We start from the raw sequence: 23,345 nt of genomic DNA, 5'->3' as shown, positions 1-23,345 counted from the left end.
AAAATCAGAGGAGGGATAACAAGAGCAGTACAGAGATAGACACACCCGATTCTTTCCGGATATATTCCCTTATATATTTCAGCGCAATCACTAATTGGTCTTTCACCGTATTTTGAGAAAGAGATAATTTTTCGGCAATCTCTTTATGGTTAAGGCCATCCTGCCGGCTGAGCCGGTAAATCTGCTGACGCCTGGGCGGCAGTTGCCTGGCTGCTTTTTCAATTAATAATTGTATTTCCTTAGTGGTCAGTTTATCTATAACATCATTACGGGCAGGCGCTGAAGTGGTAGCCAGGTGTAACAATTTTTTTTCATTCACGGCTTCCTTCCGCAGATAGGAAATAGCAAGATTAGCAGCGACTTTGTACAACCAGGATACAGGCTGGTCCATATTAGCCAGGTCTTCGCGGTTAATCCATACCCGAAGAAAGACTTCCTGCACAATCTCTTCCGCTATCAAGGGTGATTTGCAAATCTTAAGAATAAAGGGCAACAGTCTGGCATTATATTCATGGAATATTTCCCGAAAGGCATTTTCATCACCATCCGCCACCCGCTGGAATAATTCTTTCTCATTAAACGTACTCATGTATCCTCATTAGACTAACCCTTTACAGTACCCAATACCTATATGCCTGGCCGTCGTTTGGCTAAAGCAGGACCGGTTGGTCTGACAGCTCTAAAAGTAATGAAAAAAGTAATGAATCATTCCGGCAACCTTCTGAGGTGGTCTTTAATGGCTATTGGTGGTTTTATCGGCAGTCTGTAACTGCTCCGGAAGTATATAAAATAAAAAAAGCGGTAAGAATACCGCCTAATTTTTTAACCATATCCTATGAAAAACCTTAACAAAGATAGCCATTACAGTGAGGCACGTATCGCTGTCTTCGTCAAACGCTTAATATTCCTCGTGAACGTGTGGATTACTCCCGTGTTAACATCCACTTAACAAGCATTCATAAACATGTTTTTACATAAGAATATAATTATCAATAGATTAATAAAATTCAAGTGTTTTCTTACATCCATAAGACCTTATGTATCAGGCATAATGCGCGGCAATGCCATCTGCTATTGCATTCAACAGGCTGATATTATAGGCCCGACGGTGCGGGGTACCTTCCCTGGCGCGGATGCACCCATCTTCATCCGTTTCCAACATTACCTCCTGATCATCAATCAGTACTTTAAAACGGCTGGCACGAGTTTCAAAATAGGAAATAACATCAAACCGCCGGCTGCCTATTTTTACAGTGAATGCTTCCATATGTATCTTTTTTTATACTTAGGAACAAATCACAGGCCAAAACAAGCACTTCAATACCATCATGATTTCCATTATTCCAGGTATTAAAAACGGGGAAAAAGCGCCGTAAAGTGGGGAGCCCCCCAGCACACATGCTGATAAATAAAATGTGGAGATTTAATGGGTTAGGCTTCAATAAAACGCCCTTCAGATATATAAAATAAAAAAAGCGGTAAGAATACCGCCTAATTTTTTAACCATATCCTATGAAAAACCTTAACAAAGATAGCCATTGCGGTGAAGCGTGGATCGCTGTCTTCGTCAAACGCTTATTATTCCTCGTAAACGTGCGGATTGTTCCCGTGTTAACATCCACTTAACAAATACCTGAAATCACGTTATATCTTAAACAATTAATAATCAACCAGGTAGCAAAAAAAACGCTGCATATGCATCCTAAGATACACATGCAGCGTTCCGGAACTTACAGGAAAATGGTCCCTGCAGCCTCCTTTGATTCAATTATTTTTTACCACTCAGGTCTTTTACCCGGATGTTTTTAAATTTCACCACAGAACCATGTCCGAGGAAACCGAAGTGTCCTTTTTCACGATGGATACCCGGATGTTTGTTACCATCCATTGCACCATTTTTGCGGGCTTCCGCCAGGTCGCCGTCCAGGATCACAGTACCATTCAGGGTTACTTTTACTTTACTACCCTTCATGGTTACTTCTTCATAGTTCCACTCGCCCACAGGCTTTAAAAAGCCGCGTTTGGCTGGAATGACACCATATACAGAGCCATGGTATTGATATACGTGCAGGTTTTTATAGATATCCGCTTCGTTGTCCAGAATCTGCAGTTCCATTCCTTCGTAAGCAGCATCCCCATTCAACGGAGCACGCACCCCTAAACCATTGTTGGCACCAGGTGTAAGCATGAACTCAAAACGGAAAGTAAAGTCGCTGAATTCTTCTTTAGTGTACAGGTTACCGCCATTACCACCATTAGGGTAGATAACAATAGCACCATCTTCGATCACGTAATCTTTGGTATTACCGGTCCAATTGTGCATGTTAGTACCATCAAACAGTATTTTGTATCCTTCTTTCTTTTCCTGGTCACTTAAAGTGAAAGGTTTAGGCGTAGGAATTTCGCGGATGTACAGATCACGGTAAGCTACATAAGTACCATGTGCCTGCAGCTCAATCTGTTCAGCAATAAAAATAGGCAGGTTACGATCCCAGAAGTTTTCCAGGATAATATTGTCTACCACCAGTACTCCATTGAGATAAACCGTAACACGATCACCCTTCATGATGATATGGAAGTTGTTCCACTCACCTACCGGGTTATCTGCCAGTTTTAAAGGTTTGCTTTCGTTCACCTGATTATTATACAAGCCACCGGAGCCTACCTGAGCACCCACATCTACGCGGGCAATATCCCAGATCTGTACCTGTGGGGTGCCACGCAGGTAGATACCAGCATCGCCATCTTTGGTAATTTTCCAGTCTACAAACATTTCAAAATCGCCGTATTTCTTTTCAGTGCAGAGGTTATTGCCTTTGCCGCCGAATACTAACAGGCCATCTTTAGCAGACCATCCGCTACGCATTTCTTCATCTGCTTTTTTCTGTTCAGCAGCCAGTGTTTTAGCATCCATTTTGGCGCGTTTCACCGGATCAGCTACCAGTCCTTTCCAACCGGTCAGGTCTTTTCCATTGAACATAGATACAAATCCATCGCCGGCAGGCATTTCTGCCAGATGCTTACGGATAGATTCTTTCTGATAATCACTGTCCTGGCCTTTCAGCACCTGGATAGTTTTTTCCAGCAGGCTCCGTACGGTAGTACCCGTAAAAGCTTTGTTGGATAAAGCAATATTCATTACTGCAGCAGCAGCTTCCTGCTGTACAGCAGGCTGATCTAAATAACTACCGGCAAAGATCAGTGCAGGTAAAGTTTTACACTTTTGTACACCTTTCATGATAGCTTTCTGCTGTGCAGGTGTTTTAGCCACTTCCATGGCATTGCGCAACATTAAGAATTTTTGTTCCGCTGGCGCATCTGCCTTTGCAGTCAGGTTGATATATCCCTGCAGGGCCTGATCCAGGTAAGCACCATTGCCTGCATTACGGCTGATGTTTAATAATGCCTGTGCAGCACCATCATCCGACCATTGGGACAAAGCCTTTACTGCGGCTTCTTTCGTTTGTGCATTTCCTTTATCAAAACCATCAGCTACTACCTGTAAAGCATCTTTACCACCGATACCTGCGAGGATATCAAAAAAGCGGTATTGCTGATCCGCAGGTGATTGTTTCATTTGTGCCAGCACTGCAGCAGCACGCTGTTCAGGCGTACTACCACTGGTAGCTGCTACCACTGCACTTTGCAGATTAGCGATATCATCCGGCTGAGAAGCAGTACCCAACAGCGTAAACAGGCTAGGCAGGTTATTGGCGGTTACCAGGTTCTTTAATGCACCCAGTGCAGATTTACGCACGGTTTCATCCTGACCCTGTGCCAGTGGTAATACATTACCAATGCCACTGTCTGCCTTACGTGCAGCCAGTACATCGATCAATGCCACCTGTGCTGCAGACGGCATACCAGGCAATGCATTACCTACCTGTGCTGCCACGTCACTTCCTTTCATGGTAAGCAGTGCGTTCTTTACAGCAGACAATTCAGCGGCATTACCATTTTTAAGGATAGGTAACAAAGCCGGTAATACATCCTGCTGGCCTATTTGTCCGGCAGCTGTAATGGCAGCTAATTTCACACCAGCATCCTTGCTTTGCAACAGCTTTAAAACAGCAGGCAACGCTGCTTTTACACCGTTATTACCCAGCATGGTAACGATACCTGCTTTAGTAGTAGCATTCCCCTTGCTCAGTTGTTTTAACCAGGGAGCGATATTATTGGCTACATAAGGTGCTGCAAATTTCAATGCAGCTTCCCGGTAAGTATTATTCTTGTCGGCAGCAGCAGTGGTGAGTAAGGATACGCTTTTCTCCCCCTGCATATCTACCAGGAATTTCAATGCAGCAGCACGGGTGTGTGCCTGTGTATCCTGCGTACATTGCTTTAACAGGGCAGCAGCTAATTTAGATGCCTGTGCAGTATGACCATTTGCGATCAGCTGTTTGATATATAGCAGGTAATTGCTGGTAGCATCTGTTACATCATATGTATAACCACTTTTAGCAGCTGCACTTCCCAACGCAGCAGCAGAAGAAGGATCTCCTATGCTGGCCAGGGCAAAAGAAGCTACTTTCACCAGTTTCTTATCATCATTGTTAACCAGTGGCGCAATAGCAGCCGCAGCCTCACTGTAACGCGTATCCGCCAATGCTTCTACCAATGAAATACGGGTAGCACCGCTGGCTGAAGACAATGCCTGCAGCAGTGCTTTATTGCCTGCAGATGTATTGATCTTCACCAAAGCCCGTGCAGCAGGATCACAAAGGCGCTCATCTGACAGATAGGATGTCAGGCAGTCCACTGCATCGTCTTTACCGGTTCTTTGCAGCTGGGAGATCAGGAATGCTTTATTTTCCTTATCAGCTACTTTGTTTAATGCCTGGCAATAAGCTTTTACCGCCCAGCTGCGCAGGTCATCTTTACCTGGTTGCATCACGTAAAAGGAAAAACCACCGATAGCGTATTGCAGTTGTGTGTTATCACCCTTGCCGGCAGGCGCCAGCATGGTAGCCATTTCCAGCAACCCTTTTTCACCCAGGGATGCCAGTGTTTCCATATTGGCATTTAATTTGGCCTGGTCTTGTGCAGGGAAAAGCATCAGCAGATCCGCAATCTTGGTATTAAATGCGCGCTGATCTGTTTTGGCCTGCGCTATTGTTTGCTGTTGTACGCTACAACAAAGCAGTAACAGCAAAACGATTAATATTCTTTTCATTCGTAAGTTTTTGTTCTTTACAGCGATCGAAGGAACCTCGCATCCAGCCCTCTGGGTAATGATCATCCCGGCCAGGTATTCATCTCACTATATTAACGTTTAGAGATTTTGAGATGGCAAACTTAAATGGTCCAGGGTCCGCGCATAGGTTGGAAAATAAGCCTGTTAGCCCCTTCGTCATCAATAAACTCCTGTTTAACAGGATCAAATTTCAGGTTGCGGCCTAACTGTAAAGCTATTTTACCCATGTTAACGATGGTAGCAGAGCGATGTCCGTTTTCTTCGTTCAGGGCAAATTTTTTGCGGCCTTTCACTGCTTCTACAAAATCAGTTACCTGTGGTGCAGGGTCAGGGAATGCAGCCAGCTTCTTGTCGAGGTCCTGAATATCAGAACGGAAACCAGGGTATAATTTTCCTTTTGGTCCTTCAATATAAGCGGCCTTATCATCCTTGCCTTCACCATCCAGTATGATCTGGCAGCCATCGGCATAGGTATAAGTGATCCGCTTCCAGGTACCTACGGCATCTGTATGTTGCTGAGGAGCATCTATTTCTACAGAAACAGGGCTGGTATCATCCTTACCCAGGAAATACTGGATAGGATCCAGATAATGTTGTCCCATATCACCTAATCCACCACCATCATAATCCCAGTAGCCACGGAAGGTCTGGTGTACACGATGCGGGTTATAAGGTTTGTAAGGAGCAGGGCCAAGCCACATATCGTAGTCCAGCTCTTTTGGCACAGCCATTGGCTCCAGGTTGGTTTTACCTACCCAGAAGAACTTCCAGTCGAAACCGGTGTGCTTGCTTACGGTCACTTTCAAAGGCCAGCCCAGCAATCCGCTATCTACCAGTTTTTTAATAGGTTTTACCGTAGTCCCCATTCCGTAGAACGTATCATCGAAACGGAACCAGGTATTGAGCCGGAATATACGGCCATGTTGCTGTACAGCCTCCACTAAGCGCTTTCCTTCACCTATAGTAGCTGTCATTGGCTTTTCGCACCAGATATCTTTGCCGGCGCGCGCTGCATCTGCAGCAATGATACCATGCCAGTGCGGAGGGGTAGCCACATGCACGATATCAACTTCGGGTAACTGGATCAACTCACGATAATCAGCAAACGTTTTGATGCCTTTGCCACTGCCGCCCAACATATCCAATCCCAGTTGTAAATGTTTACGGTCCACATCACAAAGTGCTACTACCCGGGTGCCAGCGTAACCAAAATGGCCACGCCCCATGCCGCCTGTACCTACTACCGCTTTGGTAAGTGTGTCACTGGGGGCCAGATAGCCACGCCCTAATACATGCCGTGGAACAATTGTGAAAGCGGCCAGGGTTCCGAGCGTGTTTTTAAGGAACGTCCGCCTTGAGTTGCTTTGTTTTTCAGCCATTGAACGTAGTAATAAAATTATAAAATTGGTTAAGTGAAGCGAACAAGATAAAAAGTTTTGCTAATTGCTCCTAGCCAAACAACAAATTATTGATAAGTGGTAAAAATATATGAGGCAACACTAATCTCCCGGGGCCAGACAATAAAAAAACCGGAATAGGAATATTCCGGTTATTTCTAAACCTACAACTGTTACTGTTCTGTCTTAAAAAGCTGCTAGCTGTGAGCTTTGAGCTCCGAGCTATTATGTTATGTTGAAGCTATTGGTGATTAGCCATTAGCTGTTAATTTAAAGAAGCTGTTAGCAATTGGCTTTTAGCCTTTAACTGCTTGTGTTATGTTGAGCTATTTACCCTTAATGTCATCTTATTTGTGTCCACCCTATGCTTTTCTCCCGCGGCATTAAGCTAATAGCTAAAAGCCAATTACTAACAGCTATGTCTTCGCTGCATTAAGCTAGCAGCTCGTGGCTAGTAGCTCGCAGCTACTTCCAAAACCATCTTCTCCTTTGGCCACCGTACTTTTTCCAGTCCTTGCAGCCAGTCATTGGGAGCATCCCTGTAGCCAAGGGGCAGCAAAGTGACACTGCGCAGTCCCTTTTCCTCCAATCCCAACAGTTCATCCAATGCAGCGGCGTTGAACCCTTCCATAGGGGTAGCATCTACCTGCTCTGTCGCTGCTGCTGCAATCGCAATTCCAAAAGCGATATAAGCCTGACGGGCTGCCCACTGGAAATTCTGCTCCGGTGTATTTCTCGTAATCACTCCCAGCAGCATATCCTTATAGCCTTCCAATGATTCTACCGTTACATTCCGTACTTGGGCCGTCAATTTAATAAAGTCGTTTACCTGTGCGATGGAGATATCTTTCCAGGCTGCAAAAATCAACAGGTGAGAGCTGTCAGCTATCTGACGCTGGTTGTTGCTCACTGCCATGATCTTTTCACGTAAAGCTTCATCTTCCACCACCAGGATGCTATAAGGCTGTAAACCTGCGGAAGAAGGTGATAACCGCGTCGCGTCTAGGATCCGGTCTATCTTTTCCTGCGGAACTTTTTGTCCGTTCATTTTTTTAGTAGCGTAGCGCCATTGCAGTGCTTCTAAAAGGCTCATATGAGTTTGATTTTATATTTTATTTTATATTTCTACTAGTACTATTAATTATAACACTGTTAACTATATACCTTAAAAAAAAGCGGTTTCCCGCAACATATGTACCCACACTCTCAAAACCATTCCCAGTTACCTAAAAATCAATCCGTTCTATCCTCCTTGTCTTACCGGAATAACAATCCTATTTATATTAACACCGTTAACCATCAGGGCAAAAAAAAAGTTAATACTTCAATGCTTTGATAAAACCAGCTACCGCATCCTTCAATACCATAGGACCACAATCATGGTACTTAGGTGTACTCTGTATCATATTGCCCCCATTATCCATCATATTGATAGAAATCAGACCGTGCAAAATAGACCAGAAGGTATGGTACTTTAAGAAAGGTTCAGCATCCGGATGTTTACTGTCTGCTATAATAGCGGCCAACGTAGATTGTACGATATGTGCAAACTGTTGCAACTCTGGAATCTTCGCTACCGTTTCGCAGGTAGGCATTCCCAAACCATACATCAGCTGGTAATACTCCCGGTTGTCAAAAGCAAAATCCCAATATGCCTGAGCAATTGCCTCCAGCTGGTTACACGGATCCTCATGCGCCGATTTAGCTGCCTCCAAAGCCTCACTGAGCAACTGGAAACCATCCCGGTTGAACTCCGTCAGAATAGCATCCTTATTTTCAAAGTGACTGTAAATAACCGGTACACTGTATTCAATGGCATCCGCGATTTTACGGATCGACAAGGATTGCCAGCCTTCCTCCTTTACCAGCGCCCATGCAGACTCCAGTATGGCAGACCGTACCTCCTCTTTTTGTCTTATCCTTCTTTCGGTGATTCCCATTATATGTGTTGTTATTTTTTATAACAGCGTTAGCAAAACTAAATAGAATAATTAATTCCACCAAAAAATATATCCCGCACTAAATTTTAATAGCGTTGCAGTCATGCTCAAAAAGAAAAAGCGCCCCGGTATATCGGAACGCCTGCTTACTTAAAAAACATGCTATACTTACAGCAATAGCTTTATTAAAACTGGTATACCAGCGCATTTATATTCATACCGGCTCCTACAGAAGCAATTACCACCTTATCACCGGCCTTTAACTGCTGATTGGCTATTTTTCCTTTGCGGATCAGGTCCAGCAAGGTAGGAATAGTAGCCACAGAGCTATTCCCCAGCCAGGAAATGGTCATCGGCATCAGTTCAGGTGAATGATTTTCGGCGCCATACAATTTAAACACCCGGTCCAGGATGGCAGCATCCATTTTACCGTTAGCCTGGTGCATCAGCAGTTTATTGATACCCGACAGCGGCACCCCTGCTTTATCCATGGCAGCTTTAATCACCTGCGGCACATGGCTGAGGGCAAATTCATACAACTTGCGGCCGTTCATTTTCAGGAAGATATCCTTTTCTCCTTCATACTCCGGTGCATAAGACTTATCCATGGTCAGCAACATCGCATGTTCGCTGGCATAAGTCTGGGTTTTATGTGCCAGGATACCTGCTGTACCTGTTGAAGAGGCTTCAATAATAGCTGCACCACTACCATCCGCATAGAGCATCGAATCACGGTCGTGCGGATCTATCACCCGCGATAATGTTTCCGTACCTATTATCAGGCAGCGTTTGGCATCACCGGAACGGATATAATAATCAGCCTGGATGAGTGCTTCCAGCCAGCCAGGGCAACCAAAAGCAATATCATACGCTACACAATCAGGATTTTTGATCTGCAACAGGTATTTGATACGGGAGGCCAGGGAGGGTACAAAATCTGAACGGTTGCTGCCTGCTGTTACATCTCCAAAATTATGTGCTACAATAATATAATCCAGTGTTTCTCTGTCAATACCAGAGCTGTCCAGTGCATCTTTTGCTGCCAGATAGCCTAGTTCCGATGCCTTTTGTTCGGGCCTGGCATACCTGCGCTCTTCGATATCCGTAATTTCTCTGAATTTTTCTATGATGCTGGCATTCTCCTTGGCAACCGGCGTACCATTTTTTTCAAAAAACCGGTGTGCAGCAAACTCCTGGTTGCTGATTTTTATTTCAGGTATATAGCTGCCCGTAGCAGCAAAAACGGAATGAATAGTATTGCTCATCTTAAGGCGTTTATAAAGCCATATCAGTACTTCAAACTGATTGAATATTGTTGCAGATCCCCGAAATGAGTATTAATTCTTCCAGGTATGGTCATTGGTTTGCTACTACCAATTGTCAATCCGTTGTCCGGCATTTCTGCCCTTCCCTCTGGCGGCATTGTGTGCTGCAATTTTACGGGGTGAAGATGGCGGACGTTGACTGCTGTTCTTTACTCCCGGGCTACGCATCGGGTAAGGATGCTCTTCAATTACAGGTATAGATTGTGCTATTAGTTTATTGATATCACGTAAATATTCTCTTTCCTCTGCATCGCAAAAAGACAATGCTATACCACTGGCGCCAGCTCTTCCGGTACGGCCTATCCGGTGCACATACGTTTCAGGCACGTTCGGTAGTTCAAAGTTAATCACATGTGACAAATCTTCCACATCTATTCCACGGGCGGCTATGTCTGTGGCCACCAGTACCCGGATCTGTCCGGTTTTAAAATTATTCAAAGCCCGCTGCCTGGCATTCTGCGATTTATTACCATGAATAGCATCAGCAGAAATATGGGATTTATTCAGCAATTTAGCGACTTTATCGGCGCCATGCTTTGTTCTGGTAAAAACCAATGCACTGGTGATGGCCGGGTTCTTTAAAACATGGATCAATAAGGCTGTCTTATTCCCTTTTTCCACCATAAACACTGATTGTTTCACTTTCACAGCAGTAGACGATACAGGCGTCACTTCTACTTTAGCCGGGTTAGTTAAAATCGTTTGTGCCAGCTTAGCGATCTCAGGTGGCATAGTTGCCGAGAAAAACAAAGTCTGGCGCTTGGCTGGTAAACGGGTAATGACCTTTTTTACATCATGGATAAAACCCATATCCAGCATACGATCCGCTTCATCCAGCACAAACAGCTGTATATGCTGCAGCTGGACGATCTTTTGTGATACCAGGTCCAGCAGCCGGCCAGGTGTAGCAATCAGGATGTCTACCCCGCGTCTGATGGCATTGGTTTGCTGATGCTGCGAAACTCCTCCGAAAATAACGGCATGCTTTAAACCGGTATGTTTACCATAGGCCGCAAAACTTTCATCTATCTGTATAGCCAGCTCTCTGGTAGGCGTTAAAATAAGTGCGTGTATATTACCAGGTAATTGCTCCTGTGTTTTTTGCTCGTGTAATAGTTGCAGAATGGGTATTGCAAAAGCTGCTGTTTTTCCGGTCCCTGTTTGTGCACATCCCAGCAGGTCTTTTCTTTGTAATACAATGGGAATGGATTGTTCCTGAATGGGGGTTGGAGTAGTATATCCTTCCGTTTTGAGAGCCTTCAGAATGGGCTCAATAATGCTTAAATTCTCGAATGACAAATTATTACTTTTTAAAATGATACTGTTACCTGAATGGTAAATACTTTCAGTAAGCGTGATTAATTGCATATCCCCTCATCGGTTTGACTTGATGAGCTTTACCAGGGAATAGAAGATTATCGAGTCGGCAAAAAGAGAGTATATAATCTATAAAGATATGCATTTTTTTCATAAAATCAGTGACTATCCCCAAAAGGATAACAAAAGCCCGCTGGCCAATGGCTACTTTGTAAAGATAAAATGCTTACTTTTGACCTCACCACTTTACGAAGTATGACGCTTACCAGACAAAACAAAAACCACCTTAACAGCAGAATTGCGCTTATTTTCCTGGCGCTGTTCCTGACATTTGTGGCTTCCTGTCCGGTTAAAAAGCTCGCGCAATCATACCTCAACGGCCCTTTTCAGACACAATCCAGCCGTACCGGCACTAACTTTACCGCAGCTACGAATTTCTTTACTGCCATCGCAAGAGATTGCTGTCAGCAAAAAACAGCCTTGCTCAGTAAAGTCACTGCCGGCATTGCACAGATAAAATTACCGGCTACTTTTCCCCTGCTGCTTACAACAGCCATTCTGCTGGTAGCTTTAACGCTTCCTTTATTATCAGGCCTGCTACGTGCTACAACGGGTACGCCACACAACCTGCTGCAAACAGCCACTATTCCCATTTTCCTGAAAAACAGGCACCTCCTTATCTGATAACTCCTCCTTCTTATTGCAAACAACGCCGTCCCTTCGGGAACGGGTAACCTATTACCATCTGGTATTGCTTTGCAATAACTGCTACGCATTAGCTATTAAATTATCTCGATTCAATTGATTGCTGTAATATGATAAAACAGTCGTTTTACCTGTTGGTGGGGTATCTGTCGCTGATACACACTACTTCCTATGCACAGGCACCCACCACTTTACCACTGGCAAAAGCCTGGGAGCTGGCATTTGAAAACTATCCGGGTCTGAAAGAAAAGAAAGCACAGATCTCCTTATCTGAATATCAGCAGCGCCTCGTAAAGCATCAGGCGCTGCCACAGGCACAACTGCAGCTGCAAAACACCTACGGTACGTATGCAGGCAGCAGCGGGGCCTTCTTTCCCCTACCAGGCATCTTTAATGTAAACAGTGGCAACACCCTGCCGGGTGAACCGGAGGCTACCACGAATGCCTATGGTTCACTGGTACTGGACTGGAAACTATTTGAATTTGGCAAACAACGGAAGTCCGTTGCCGCTGCGGCACAACTCACGGCAACAGCACAAAGCAATTTTACCGCTTACCAGCTGGCGGTACAATCCAAAGTAACCCGTCAGTATTTTGATATCCTTTTTTATCAATCCCTGCTCTCCTTAACCGGAGATAACCTGGCAAGGATAAAGGATATCCTGGAGCTGTCCAAAAGCCTGGGAGAAGCAGGCTTAAAACCTATGGCAGATACCCTGCTGGCGGCTGCTTCGTACAAACAGGTACAGGGCGAACAATCCCTGCAGACCGGACAACTCCAGGCAGGGAAAATACAACTGATGGAAATGCTTACCGTGCCTACCGCCCACTTCAATATACCGGCTGCAGCCTATTTAAATATTCCTGCTGCTATCACCGGCAATGATACCAGTATCCAGCCACATCATCCCTACCTGGATGTGATTGACCAGCAATTGCAATATGAATTATTGCAACAGGAAATTGTCAGCCGGAAAATATTTCCCTCCCTGTCCTTACTGGGTGGTGTAGCCAGCAGAGGCAGCGGTATCCATACGAATGGTAAGGTAAACAACAGCTGGCAGGCAGGCTTCGACAACCGCGCCAATAACTATCTCGCCGGCCTGGGGCTTACCTGGAATATGACCAATGCCTACAACAGCCTCACAGAAAAAAAGAAAGCGGCGCAACAGGTACAGGCAACCCGGTTCCACCAGCAAACACAGGCACTGCAACTGCATACCAATCTGCTGGCCGTGTACAGCAGGATCAGGGAACAATGGCAACAGGTACAGTTTACCACAGCTGCTGTACAACAGGCACAACAGGGATATGAACTATACCTGGCCCGGTATGAAAGCGGGTTGATCAGCCTCACGGAATTATTACAGATACAGGCATTATTGCAACAAGCCGAAAAGAATCATATTGATGCTTCCAGGCAATGGTGGGAACAACAGATTATTAAAGCAGAGCTGACCACAGATTTCACCTATCTGTTACAGCAATTTGAAAATTAAAGCAATTGACTCATGAATATGATCCGGCTTGCCTTACGAAGGCCCATAACAATTATGGTAGCAGTGCTGGCCATTGCCTACTTTTCTTTTACGGCCATACGAAAGATCAACGTAGATATCTTTCCGAAAATTGAACTGCCCGCAATTTACGTGGCCCTCCCCTATGGCGGACTTACACCCGCCTATATGGATGGCTTCATGGCCAATGAATTCCAGAAGGTGCTGATTTTTGTAAGTGGGGTGAAAGACATTGATTTTAAAAGTGTGCAGGGATTTACCCTGATGAAACTTACGTTTTATCCAGGTACGGATATGGCGCAGGCAGCAGCGGAATTATCAGCACAGGTATCCCGTGCAATGGGCTTTTTACCGCCTGGCGCTGTACCACCCCAGGTAGTACGGTTTGATGGCAGTTCGCTACCTATCGGTCAATTGGTATTTGAGAGTTCACAACGCTCTATTACCGAACTGCAGACATTAGCGCTGACCCGTGTACGCCCGATGTTTGTAAATATTCCCGGTGTTACAGCGCCTGCTCCTTTTGGAGGCAATGCACGTACTATCGTGGTAAAAGTGAACCAGGAAATGATGCAGTCCTATGGCTTCTCCGCAGAAGAGATTACCATGGCTATTGCGCAAAACAACCTGCCCTCTCCTGCGGGCAACATCCGTATCGGACAGCAAAACCTGATGGCTCCGGTAAATTCTATGGCCCGCAGTCCGGAAGAATTTCTGAACATACCGGTACGTACTACCAATGGTACGACCGTTTTCATAAAAGATATTGCTACCGTAGAAGATGCTGCAGACATTACAGTAGGTTATGCGGTGGTAAATGGTAAACGCTCCGTATACCTGCCGGTAATAAAAAAAGCGGATGCTTCCACGCTGAAAGTTGTGGAAAACCTGAAGCAGGCTATTCCCATGTTAGAGGCTGCTCTCCCCGAAGATGTGGCGGTAAAATATGTTTTTGATCAGTCTGGTTATATTGAGCGGTCGCTCAGTAACCTGGTCCATGAAGGGATACTGGGAGCATTGCTGACCGGAGTGATGGTACTGCTTTTCCTGGGCGACAAACGCGGAGCATTGATTGTAGTACTCACCATTCCCATTGCTATTCTCACTGCGGTGATCCTGCTTTACCTGTTTGGACAAACGATCAATATCATGACGCTCAGCGGGCTGGCGCTGGCCATCGGCATATTGGTAGATGAGGCTACAGTAACCATAGAAAATATACACCAGCACTTTGAAATGAAGAAGCCCAAAGAAAGAGCGATCCTGGATGCCCTTCTGGAAATATCCATTCCCAAGCTGCTCATCCTGCTGTGTATACTGGCGGTACTGGTACCCTCTTTTATGATGACGGGCATTCCTAAAGATATGTTCCTCCCTTTATCGCTGGCAGTAGCCTTTGCGATGATCGCCTCTTTTGTGGCATCTCAGACATTTGTACCTATTCTGGCCAACTGGCTGATGAAACCGGAACAGTTTCAGCACCATGCAGTCAGTTATCATAAGAAAAAACTGACCCGCTTCGAAAAGTTCAAGCGCCGCTACCTGCTGCTGATACGCCGCACCCAAAACAAACCTGTGCGTATCCTGCTTGTCTATGCCTTACTGGTGATCGTCATGATCATTGCAGGTGGGATTTCCATAGGCACCGACATTTTACCTGCCAGCAACAGCGGTGATATGCAACTGCGGATCGTGGCACCTCCCGGCACCCGCCTGGAAAAAACAGAAAAATATTTACAGCAGGTTACTGCGCTGATCAAAAAACAATTACCGGAAAATGGTGTAAAAATCAGCTCTGCCTATGTGGGTATGCAGCCTTCTGCCTCCGCTATCAATCCCATCTTCCTGTTTACCAGCGGTGCTCATGAAGCGGTATTGCAGGTGTCTGTAGATCAAAGCATTTACACGGATGAGATGGCCCTGCTGAAAGAACAGATCCGGAACAGCGTAAAAACAGCACTCCCGGAACTGCACCTCACTTTTGAACCCATGGAACTGGTGGAGAAGATCATGAGCCAGGGGGCTACTACTCCTATACAGGTAAAAGTAGCGGCCAGCCAACTGAAACAGGCTAACGCCTATGCAGGCAAAGTGGAAGCGGCGTTGAAAAAACATGCTTTTCTCCGGGATATCCGCATCGCAGAACCACTGGCATATCCCAGTTTGCAGATAGAAGTAAACCGGGAACTGGCAGCACAGTTTGGATTAAATATGCAGGATGTAACCCGTGCACTTACACTGGCTACTTCTTCCACACGCTTTACCAATAAAAACCTGTGGATAGATCCTAAGTCGGGGTTGGTATTCCAGGTACAGGTACAAATCCCCGAAGCGGATATGCAGTCGGTAGAAAAGCTGCGCTCCCTGCCTTTAAAACCTGGCAGTGCCCGGCCCGTACTGGAAGATGTGGCTACCGTTCAGATACAAAACCAGCCGGCGCAGGTAAACCGTCAGGGGCCTAACCGGTACGTAACCGTCCTGGCCAATACTTACCAAAAAGACCTGGGGGCAGCCTCCAAAGCAGTAGCTGCTGCACTGAAAGATGCCGGAGATCCTCCCCGGGGTGTGCTGGTAAGTACAGAAGGTACTTTGCAGTTGCTGGAAGAAACATTAAGTGGTTTACAAACCGGTTTAGTCGTAGCCGTGATCGTGATCTTCCTGTTGCTGGCAGCCTATTACCAGTCTTTTGCTATTTCCGGGCTGATACTGGCAGTAGTACCGGCCGTAATAGGCGGCAGCCTGCTGATGCTGCTGATCTGCGGCAGTACACTGAACCTGCAATCCTATATGGGTATTATCATGTCTGTAGGGGTATCTGTATCTAATGCGGTATTAATGATCAACCAGGCGGAATTTAACCGGCAGCACAGGGGCTTACTCGTAAAACAGGCATCCTTACTGGCGGCTTCTTCGAGGCTGCGCCCCATATTGATGACCACGATGGCAATGATTGCCGGGATGATCCCCATGGCTTCCGGTATGGGAGATGGTGGTGAACAGGTAGCGCCATTAGGCCAGGCAGTAATAGGTGGATTAATCCTTTCTACCTGCACAGCGCTGCTGGTACTGCCACACCTGTTTAACATAGTCCGGCGCAAAGCCTCCCGGATAAGTCCTTCCCTGGATCCGGACGACCCGGACAGCAGGTTTGCCTTAAAAGGAGGACAAATGAAAACGATACCGCCTGCTGTATAAGCAACAGGAATCATCGTACCACTATCAGTATTCAACTTATATCATTGACAATACAAATCTTATCATATATGCATCTCATTCACCGGTCCGTATATACGCTTTTATCAGGTGCTGTGCTGCTGGCCAGCTGTCATCAAAAACAGGCTCCTGCAGCAGCGGAAAAACAAGCCCCTGCTCCTCCTGCCGTACTGGAAACCGTAGCGGCGATCAGCGACAACCCTACCTATACACTTACCCTTCCGGGTGAATTGCTACCCTATGAGCAGGTATTGGTGTACCCCAAAGTAAAGGGTTTCATCAAAAAACTATACGCCGACCGGGGCAGCAAGGTAAAAAAGGGACAGCTCCTGGCGGTGCTGGAAGCTCCTGAGTTAAACCAGCAATTCTTATCTGCGCAGTCGGACGAGCGGAAGCTGTATGAAAACTATCTCTACAGCAAGCAGGCTTATCAAAGGCTGCAGAAAGCTGCGGCTAAAACCGGGGCAGTAGCAGCTATTGAGCTGGACAAAGCCTATACACAACTGCGGGCCGACAGTGCAGCCTATAATACGGCGGGCGCGAATAAAGGAGTGGTGGCACAGCTGCAGGGCTACCTGCGCATAACAGCCCCCTTTGACGGTACCATCGTAGCCAGGAATTTTTCCGAAGGGGCACTGGTGGGCGACAATGCCACTAAGAACGGGGCCCTCTTTGCAATTGCCCAGCAAACACATTTGCGGCTTACAGTAGCTATTCCTGAAAAACATGCCCAGTCCCTTCATCCCAATACGATGATTACCTTTACGGTAAGTGACCGACCGGGTAAAATATTTACCTCTGCGCTGTCGCGTAATAGTGGCCTGCTGCAAACGGACTCCCGCTCGGTAATGGCGGAGTTTGACGTAGACAATAAAGATGGCGCGCTCAACGGAGGAGAATACGCACAGGTGAAACTTACCTTGCGCCGTCCGGAACCTACTATATGGGTGCCCGCTTCCAGCGTAGTACGTGCGCAATCGGGTGTATTTATTCTCCGAAAAGATCCCGATGGTATTAAAAGAATTCCGGTGATAGAAGGCATAAAAAAAGATACCTTACAGGAGGTATTTGGCGAGGTAACTGCAGATCAGCAAATCATTAAAAAAGGAAGTGAAGAAATACATGAAAAACAATAAATTCTCCTTATCAAACATCATCACGGCATTGCTGGTAGGGCTGCTTTTGCTGATGCTCTTTAAGCCGGAGGCGAAAGCCTGGCTGATCCAGGGGCTGATGAAGATAGGCTTATTCCAGCCCTCCGTATCAACAGCGCCCGCAGCAGCCAATGCTACCAGTTTGTATACTGCTGATATCCGTTTTACAGGTACAGATGGCCGGGAAATAAAGCTGTCCGACCTACAGGGGAAAATAGTATTCATTAATTTCTGGGCTACCTGGTGCCCACCCTGTATTGCGGAAATGCCTTCAGTCAATGCGTTGTATGAACAATTCAAAGACAATTCACAAATAGTCTTCTTAACGGTAGATGCAGATGCAAAACCTGATAAGGCACAACAGTTCCTGGATAAAAACAATTACACCTTACCGTTATTTACCATTGCCAGCAGTATTCCCGCCAGTGTTTACAGTGGTACGCTACCCACTACGGTGATCATTGATAAAAAAGGGGTTGTGGTATTCAAACATACTGGTGCAGCAGACTATACTAATAAAAAGCTGGTGCAGTTTATAACAGACCTGAGTACCGCCGCGCCATAAAGTAACCTATTGGAAAAGCACATAAAAAAAGCGACCCGCGGGTCGCTTTTTTTATTACAATATGGCAAGCTTATTCATCCATTAAAAATTGTATCCGGCTTTGAGGCCAAAGAAACCAAGGTTGCCGTCTTTCATCCAGGCTTCATACTTGGCAGATACGTCCAGACCCAGTAAGCGTACGCCCACACTTGGCGCCAGGATAAAAGCAGACCCGCTGTTATTCCGGATATAATTGGCAGCACCAGTTTCCAGCTTTACATACAGGATGGAGATCAGGGAGTACTTAACACCTACGCGAACAGGAATTGCGCTCAGGGAACTTCCTTTCACCTGGTTGCCCTGTGCATCTGTAAATGTTTTTCCAGCAAAATACATTGCTCCTACGGAACCTGTTACGCCCAGGCCGGCTATTAACTTAATATCAGCACCGATACCGGCACCAATCCCGGTTTTATTGGTTTTGTTAAAGTCGCCCGCAGGAAAACCGGCTTCTACATAAGGTCCGATACTAAATCTTTTTAATTGCGCCCAGGAGGTCTGGATGCTGAAACAGGAGATCAACAAAGTGGCGGATATGGCCCAAAAGATTCTTTTCATCTTAAGATATTTTAAAAAAAGAAACATTAAAGATGGTGTAAATGTAAGTAAAATTATCATACGTAAGCCTGATAATCACACGATTATGATTATACGGGGACTTGTACAAGGGTATCTTTCGGTGTAGCCGGCTGCAGGGTATCCGTTGCCGGTAAAGGGATACTCCCCCCCAAAGTATCTTTCGATGATGTTTGTAAGGAATCTGGCATAGCAGCATGCTGCAGGGTATGCAACGTATCAGTTCCCTTTACTCCTTTAGTCATGCCGGGAGGCGGAGGTGGGGCATCTCTTACCACAGCAGATATTTTACCCTGCTTCTCCAGGTCTTTCTGCATTTTTTTGCTGAATAAATTCTGCGGGTGTTTCTGTCTTTTCAATCCATCCTCAAAACGGTACTCCGCACCCAGACGCGGAGGTTTGTACACACCGGAAGAGGAGGCACAACCTCCCAGTGTTATAACAACTATTGCAGATATGTTCAATAAAACCCGCTGCCGGACCCTACCTGGCTGGGAAACGCTTAAACGCTGAAGGGGAAACATAAGCCTGGTTTTACGGCACCGATTTTCCGTAAACCGGTACATACCTTCTCTAACGCGGGACCCAGGCGTTTATTGCTTACAGGTTCTTTTTGCGGAACAACTTCACCGACAACCATAAAGGCCATATGATCCATAACAGCATGAGGCCGCAGGCTACCATCACACCGGTATTATTGCCTAAAAACTGTTTATATACCGCTCCGGTATATCCCATCAGTGCAGCAATATCCAGCTTCAGCAGGATCGTGATACGGCCCAGATCAACCGGGTTAAAAACAGCACAGGCGAGCATCACTTTTTCCAGCGGGTATTCGCTGAAACTGAATAATACCGATAATACCAGGCCATCATACAAAATGGCAAAATAAAACCATATCAATAACGCTACTCCTACTCCTTTTGCTTTATCACGGGTAATCACAGCCGATAAAAACGCCAGGGAAACAAAGATCAGGGTTAATGCCATTACGGCTAATATCAACACTACACTCACCACAGACGGGGCAAAGCACAACAAAGGAACGGCTACTCCAATTACCAGCGCGCCTATCATCGCAATCCCCATCCCCAGGTAAATACCCAGTATAATATGCCCACGCGACACCGGCTGCGCTACCAGCAATTCTATAAACTCATAGGCATTATAAAAATATGTAGTGGCAAATACCATACTGATCAGGGGTACGATGATCAGGACGATGCTCATCAGGCTGCTGATTCCTTTGTTCACATCATTGTCCAGCAGGAATAAACTGCTGGTCACTATCAGTAAAAACAACGTATAGCCGATGATCACTTTATTCTTAAAAATATCCTGCAATACATATTTTGCAATCTTAAACATCTTATAACAATTTACTGGTGCGGTATCAACCGTTATTCATTTCCTGTAGTATATAATTGGCGATGGCCTTGCCAAGTTTTTCATCACCATATTCTGATTTAATGTCCGTAACTGTTTTCAGGAACTTTACTTTGCCTTCAAAAATATACAGGATAGCATCTGCCATCTCCTCTATTTCGCTCATGATATGAGAGGTGATCAATACCAGCTTTCCTGCCTCCCGTGCAGCAATGATTTTATGCTTCAGTATTTCGGCCGATAAGGGGTCCAATCCTGCTGTAGGTTCGTCCAGTATTAAAACCGGAGGATCAAACAAAAATGCTAATGCTGCACTTACCTTCTGGCGGGTACCTCCGGACAACGTGCTCATCGGCTTCTGGTACATGGCAGACAGCCTGAACCGCCTGATCAGTTCTTCATCCAGCACAGCAGGCCTGTTATGCACCCGGATGTCCTTCATCATTTCAAACAGCTGCCCCATCTTCATATTATCCGGATAGCGTCCTATCTGTGGCATGTAACCAATATGCTGCTTATAAGCTACTTCTCCATTTACCCTCTCATTATTGAGCAGGACATCCCCGGCATCCGGTAATACCATCCCCAGGATACACTTGATAAGCGTGGTTTTTCCGGAAGCATTAGGCCCAATGATCGCTACTACCTGCCCCTTCTCAAAACTGGCATCCATGCCCTGCAATACCTTTAACTGCCCGAACGATTTTTTGAGGTTACGGATCTCAATCATAATTATATTTTTTCATCACCGGCGTTTCATCCTTTACGGATTCCGGTGTTAGTGAGGGGATCGATTTTTCTGCCCTGTCCAGCAGGTTTACCATAAAGCTGCGCAACAGTATTACCGCAGCGGGGACTTTCTCTACCACCTGTGAATACAGGCTCATCGGACGGTAAGGCACATCTCCTACCTGATCTTTATTCAGGTCGTACCCTTCGTATTTATCCCAGTAATTGTGCTCAAACAGGTTCAGGTTAAGGGTGCCATTGGTGGTAACGTCAAATGTATTACTGATAAAATTGTTCCGGGAAAAAGTATTCTGCTCACAGTTGGCCAGCAAACGTACTGCCCAACCATTGCTGACAAAGGTATTTTTACTGATGTCTATACGGCTGGACCCTTCCAGGTATATCGCTACAGTATTTTTTCTAAACCGGTTGCCGGAGATATGACTATCCGTAATATCTTTCAGCAACAATCCATAGGCTGCACTTCCCCAGTTATCATCAAATTCATTGTGCAACATCTGTATACGCTTGGTATACATTACTGCTACTCCAGAACCATTTTTCCGGAAGATATTGCGCTCGTACACATCGTCATCGGAAAACATAAAATGCAGACCATAACGGATATTGCCTTCACTTACATTGTTTATTATCCTGCTTTGCCTGACAAATTCAAAGTAGATGCCATCCCGGTGGCCGTTGATATGATTATCTGTGATAGTGGCATGATAGGATTTCCACACATGGATACCATTGCCGGATTGCGTGGCTTTATTGGCACTACTGACCTGGTTATTCCGGACGGTACAGCTGTCTGTTTCGGCTAAGTAGATGCCAAAGAAATTACGTTCCAGCCGGTTATTGATGATCTGTACCTGGTTGGACTTGTGTACCCGGATGCCAGCATAATCCTTCAACGAGCCGTTGTTGGAATGCACTACCCGGAACCCCTCCATTATTACCCCGTTTGCCATGATAGTGATCCCTTCATCCTTACCCTGTGCATCTATCTCCGGCCAACCCTCCCCTTTCAGGTATACCGTTTTTTTTACTATAATATGTCCTTCCCGGTACACGCCTGCTTTTACAAGGATGGTATCGCGCTCCCCTGCTTTATCCAATGCCGCGGTAATCGTTTTCACCTCACTGGCTGCACTTACCGTAATGGTTTGTTGTGCATACAGTGCTGGCATGGTCAACAGTAAAAAGCATAAAAAAAAGTATTGTACTAAACCCTGCATGCCATTATTATTTTATCAGCTCCTCCCAGCTTTTCCATACCGCACCTGTTTCTTCCTGCAATGCTGCACCATTTCCTTTATTCTCAAAAGCAGCTAAATGTCCGCCCATCGGGCTTTTAATAGCATCACCTGATAAATAAACCGCTGATTCTCCTGCTACCAGCTTCCCTGGTACTGCATAGTCTGTCACATACACGCTGATCTTTTCGCCTTTATTTACCTCCAGATAGGTATGGGTATACCCTACCATACATTCTACTGCATCAAATTTGAATACCTTTCCTTTAGGTGTGATCATTTCTGCACCAAAACGGTCATCCATGATCGTCATCTTGCAATGTTCGCACATTTCATCTCCGTATCTGATGGCCTGTGGACCATCTGCACCACATCCTGTTATCATCAGCATCAGCCCTGCTATTGTTATATTACGCCAGTTCATATTGTTGCTTTTTACGTCTGATTTCAAATACCAGTACTCCTATGATGATCAATGCCGGTATAATAACCAGGTATCCCCCTGTGTCCGGAAAAGAACCTGCCAGAAAATTCAATAATTGTTTGTACCCCAGTAAAGGAGGCTGGTAAGTCATGCCGGGTACTTTGATCGCCGCAGTGGGATCCAGGTTATGTCCGTAATCATATTCCCACCGGTACAGGTCTATCGCCCCTACAATGCCAAACGACAGTAAAAAAATGCACAGTCCTTTCAGCCATTTCACACTCCGTTTCAGGGTGGTGATCAGTCCTGTGATAATAATAGCCCCTAATACAAAAGGGATGATCCTGAACTCCGGAAAGTCTTCCGCATGAATATGCTTCATACCAATGTAATGGTTCAATCCATTGATCTGCTCTACGTTCCCGCTCAAACCACTTACCCATATCTGCATGGATAATCCTTCAGGATATTGCGGCGCTTCCAGCACGATCTGCCAGAAAGGATAAAAGAATCCTCCTACCATCAGCAGTGTACACAAGAAGACAATGATTGTTGAGTATTTAGTCATCATGATATATTCCCTCCTATTGATCCATCTTCTTTTA

20 protein-coding genes are annotated in these 23,345 nt (G+C 45.7%); 5 read left to right on the top strand and 15 right to left on the bottom strand.

Annotated elements, in window-relative coordinates:
* Positions 1–4: 4 nt before the first annotated feature.
* From ABR189_RS04140 to ABR189_RS04105, 8 genes are all read right to left on the bottom strand, one after another.
* Entirely contained in the window at positions 5–589 is a 585-nt protein-coding gene (locus tag ABR189_RS04140; RefSeq protein ID WP_354659181.1) for an RNA polymerase sigma factor, read from the bottom strand.
* 453 nt (positions 590–1,042) lie between these two features.
* A complete protein-coding gene (locus ABR189_RS04135) occupies positions 1,043–1,267 on the bottom strand; it encodes a hypothetical protein (RefSeq protein WP_354659180.1) in 225 nt (74 codons plus the stop codon).
* Positions 1,268–1,768: 501 nt separating this feature from the next.
* Positions 1,769–5,173 (bottom strand): DUF1080 domain-containing protein, encoded by a 3,405-nt coding sequence (locus tag ABR189_RS04130; protein ID WP_354659179.1) that lies wholly within the window; start codon positions 5,171–5,173, stop codon positions 1,769–1,771.
* 122 nt (positions 5,174–5,295) lie between these two features.
* A complete protein-coding gene (locus ABR189_RS04125; RefSeq protein ID WP_354659178.1) occupies positions 5,296–6,573 on the bottom strand; it encodes a Gfo/Idh/MocA family oxidoreductase in 1,278 nt (425 codons plus the stop codon).
* A gap of 469 nt (positions 6,574–7,042) precedes the next feature.
* A complete protein-coding gene (locus ABR189_RS04120; RefSeq protein WP_354659177.1) occupies positions 7,043–7,684 on the bottom strand; it encodes a nitroreductase family protein in 642 nt (213 codons plus the stop codon).
* A gap of 223 nt (positions 7,685–7,907) precedes the next feature.
* Positions 7,908–8,531 carry a TetR/AcrR family transcriptional regulator gene (locus tag ABR189_RS04115; RefSeq protein WP_354659176.1) on the bottom strand — a complete coding sequence of 208 codons (624 nt, stop codon included), beginning with the start codon at positions 8,529–8,531 and terminating at the stop codon, positions 7,908–7,910.
* A gap of 185 nt (positions 8,532–8,716) precedes the next feature.
* On the bottom strand, positions 8,717–9,796 hold the full coding sequence (locus ABR189_RS04110; RefSeq protein WP_354659175.1) for a 3-oxoacyl-ACP synthase III family protein: 1,080 nt from the start codon (positions 9,794–9,796) through the stop codon (positions 8,717–8,719).
* Between the two features lie 105 nt (positions 9,797–9,901).
* Complete coding sequence (locus ABR189_RS04105; RefSeq protein WP_354659174.1) at positions 9,902–11,155, bottom strand: DEAD/DEAH box helicase; 1,254 nt, start codon at positions 11,153–11,155, stop codon at positions 9,902–9,904.
* 240 nt (positions 11,156–11,395) lie between these two features.
* Here ABR189_RS04105 and ABR189_RS04100 point away from each other — a divergent pair, with 240 nt between their 5' ends.
* The 5 genes from ABR189_RS04100 to ABR189_RS04080 all read left to right on the top strand — a co-directional run bounded on the left by ABR189_RS04100 (position 11,396) and on the right by ABR189_RS04080 (position 18,327).
* Complete coding sequence (locus tag ABR189_RS04100) at positions 11,396–11,857, top strand: hypothetical protein (protein WP_354659173.1); 462 nt, start codon at positions 11,396–11,398, stop codon at positions 11,855–11,857.
* 131 nt (positions 11,858–11,988) lie between these two features.
* The gene (locus tag ABR189_RS04095; RefSeq protein WP_354659172.1) at positions 11,989–13,377 is read left to right on the top strand and encodes a TolC family protein; all 1,389 of its coding nucleotides are present in this window, start codon (positions 11,989–11,991) and stop codon (positions 13,375–13,377) included.
* A gap of 12 nt (positions 13,378–13,389) precedes the next feature.
* Positions 13,390–16,590, top strand: coding sequence for an efflux RND transporter permease subunit (locus tag ABR189_RS04090; RefSeq protein ID WP_354659171.1), 3,201 nt, complete (start codon positions 13,390–13,392; stop codon positions 16,588–16,590).
* 68 nt (positions 16,591–16,658) lie between these two features.
* Entirely contained in the window at positions 16,659–17,744 is a 1,086-nt protein-coding gene (locus ABR189_RS04085; protein WP_354659170.1) for an efflux RND transporter periplasmic adaptor subunit, read from the top strand.
* Complete coding sequence (locus ABR189_RS04080) at positions 17,731–18,327, top strand: TlpA family protein disulfide reductase (protein ID WP_354659169.1); 597 nt, start codon at positions 17,731–17,733, stop codon at positions 18,325–18,327. The genes ABR189_RS04085 and ABR189_RS04080 overlap by 14 nt, the downstream gene beginning before the upstream one ends.
* 81 nt (positions 18,328–18,408) lie before the next feature.
* Here the strand turns inward: ABR189_RS04080 and ABR189_RS04075 are convergent, their stop codons facing one another.
* The 7 genes from ABR189_RS04075 to ABR189_RS04045 form a co-directional block, all read right to left on the bottom strand.
* Positions 18,409–18,924 carry a hypothetical protein gene (locus tag ABR189_RS04075; protein WP_354659168.1) on the bottom strand — a complete coding sequence of 172 codons (516 nt, stop codon included), beginning with the start codon at positions 18,922–18,924 and terminating at the stop codon, positions 18,409–18,411.
* Between the two features lie 89 nt (positions 18,925–19,013).
* Entirely contained in the window at positions 19,014–19,466 is a 453-nt protein-coding gene (locus ABR189_RS04070) for a hypothetical protein (protein WP_354659167.1), read from the bottom strand.
* A gap of 76 nt (positions 19,467–19,542) precedes the next feature.
* The gene (locus ABR189_RS04065; protein ID WP_354659166.1) at positions 19,543–20,310 is read right to left on the bottom strand and encodes an ABC transporter permease; all 768 of its coding nucleotides are present in this window, start codon (positions 20,308–20,310) and stop codon (positions 19,543–19,545) included.
* 25 nt (positions 20,311–20,335) lie between these two features.
* Complete coding sequence (locus ABR189_RS04060; protein ID WP_354659165.1) at positions 20,336–21,058, bottom strand: ABC transporter ATP-binding protein; 723 nt, start codon at positions 21,056–21,058, stop codon at positions 20,336–20,338.
* Positions 21,051–22,298: a nitrous oxide reductase family maturation protein NosD gene (locus ABR189_RS04055; protein WP_354659164.1), complete on the bottom strand. Its 1,248-nt coding sequence runs from the start codon at positions 22,296–22,298 to the stop codon at positions 21,051–21,053. The genes ABR189_RS04060 and ABR189_RS04055 overlap by 8 nt, the downstream gene beginning before the upstream one ends.
* Before the next feature lie 7 nt (positions 22,299–22,305).
* Positions 22,306–22,740, bottom strand: coding sequence for a nitrous oxide reductase accessory protein NosL (locus ABR189_RS04050; RefSeq protein ID WP_354659163.1), 435 nt, complete (start codon positions 22,738–22,740; stop codon positions 22,306–22,308).
* Positions 22,727–23,311 (bottom strand): hypothetical protein, encoded by a 585-nt coding sequence (locus ABR189_RS04045; protein ID WP_354659162.1) that lies wholly within the window; start codon positions 23,309–23,311, stop codon positions 22,727–22,729. The genes ABR189_RS04050 and ABR189_RS04045 overlap by 14 nt, the downstream gene beginning before the upstream one ends.
* Between the last annotated feature and the right edge of the window lie 34 nt (positions 23,312–23,345).

It is taken from the genome of Chitinophaga sp. H8, from assembly GCF_040567655.1.
Classification (GTDB): Bacteria; Bacteroidota; Bacteroidia; order Chitinophagales; family Chitinophagaceae; genus Chitinophaga; species Chitinophaga defluvii.
The sequence above is the reverse complement of the archived record's forward strand: the minus strand, read 5'-3'. Positions and strand labels throughout refer to the sequence as shown.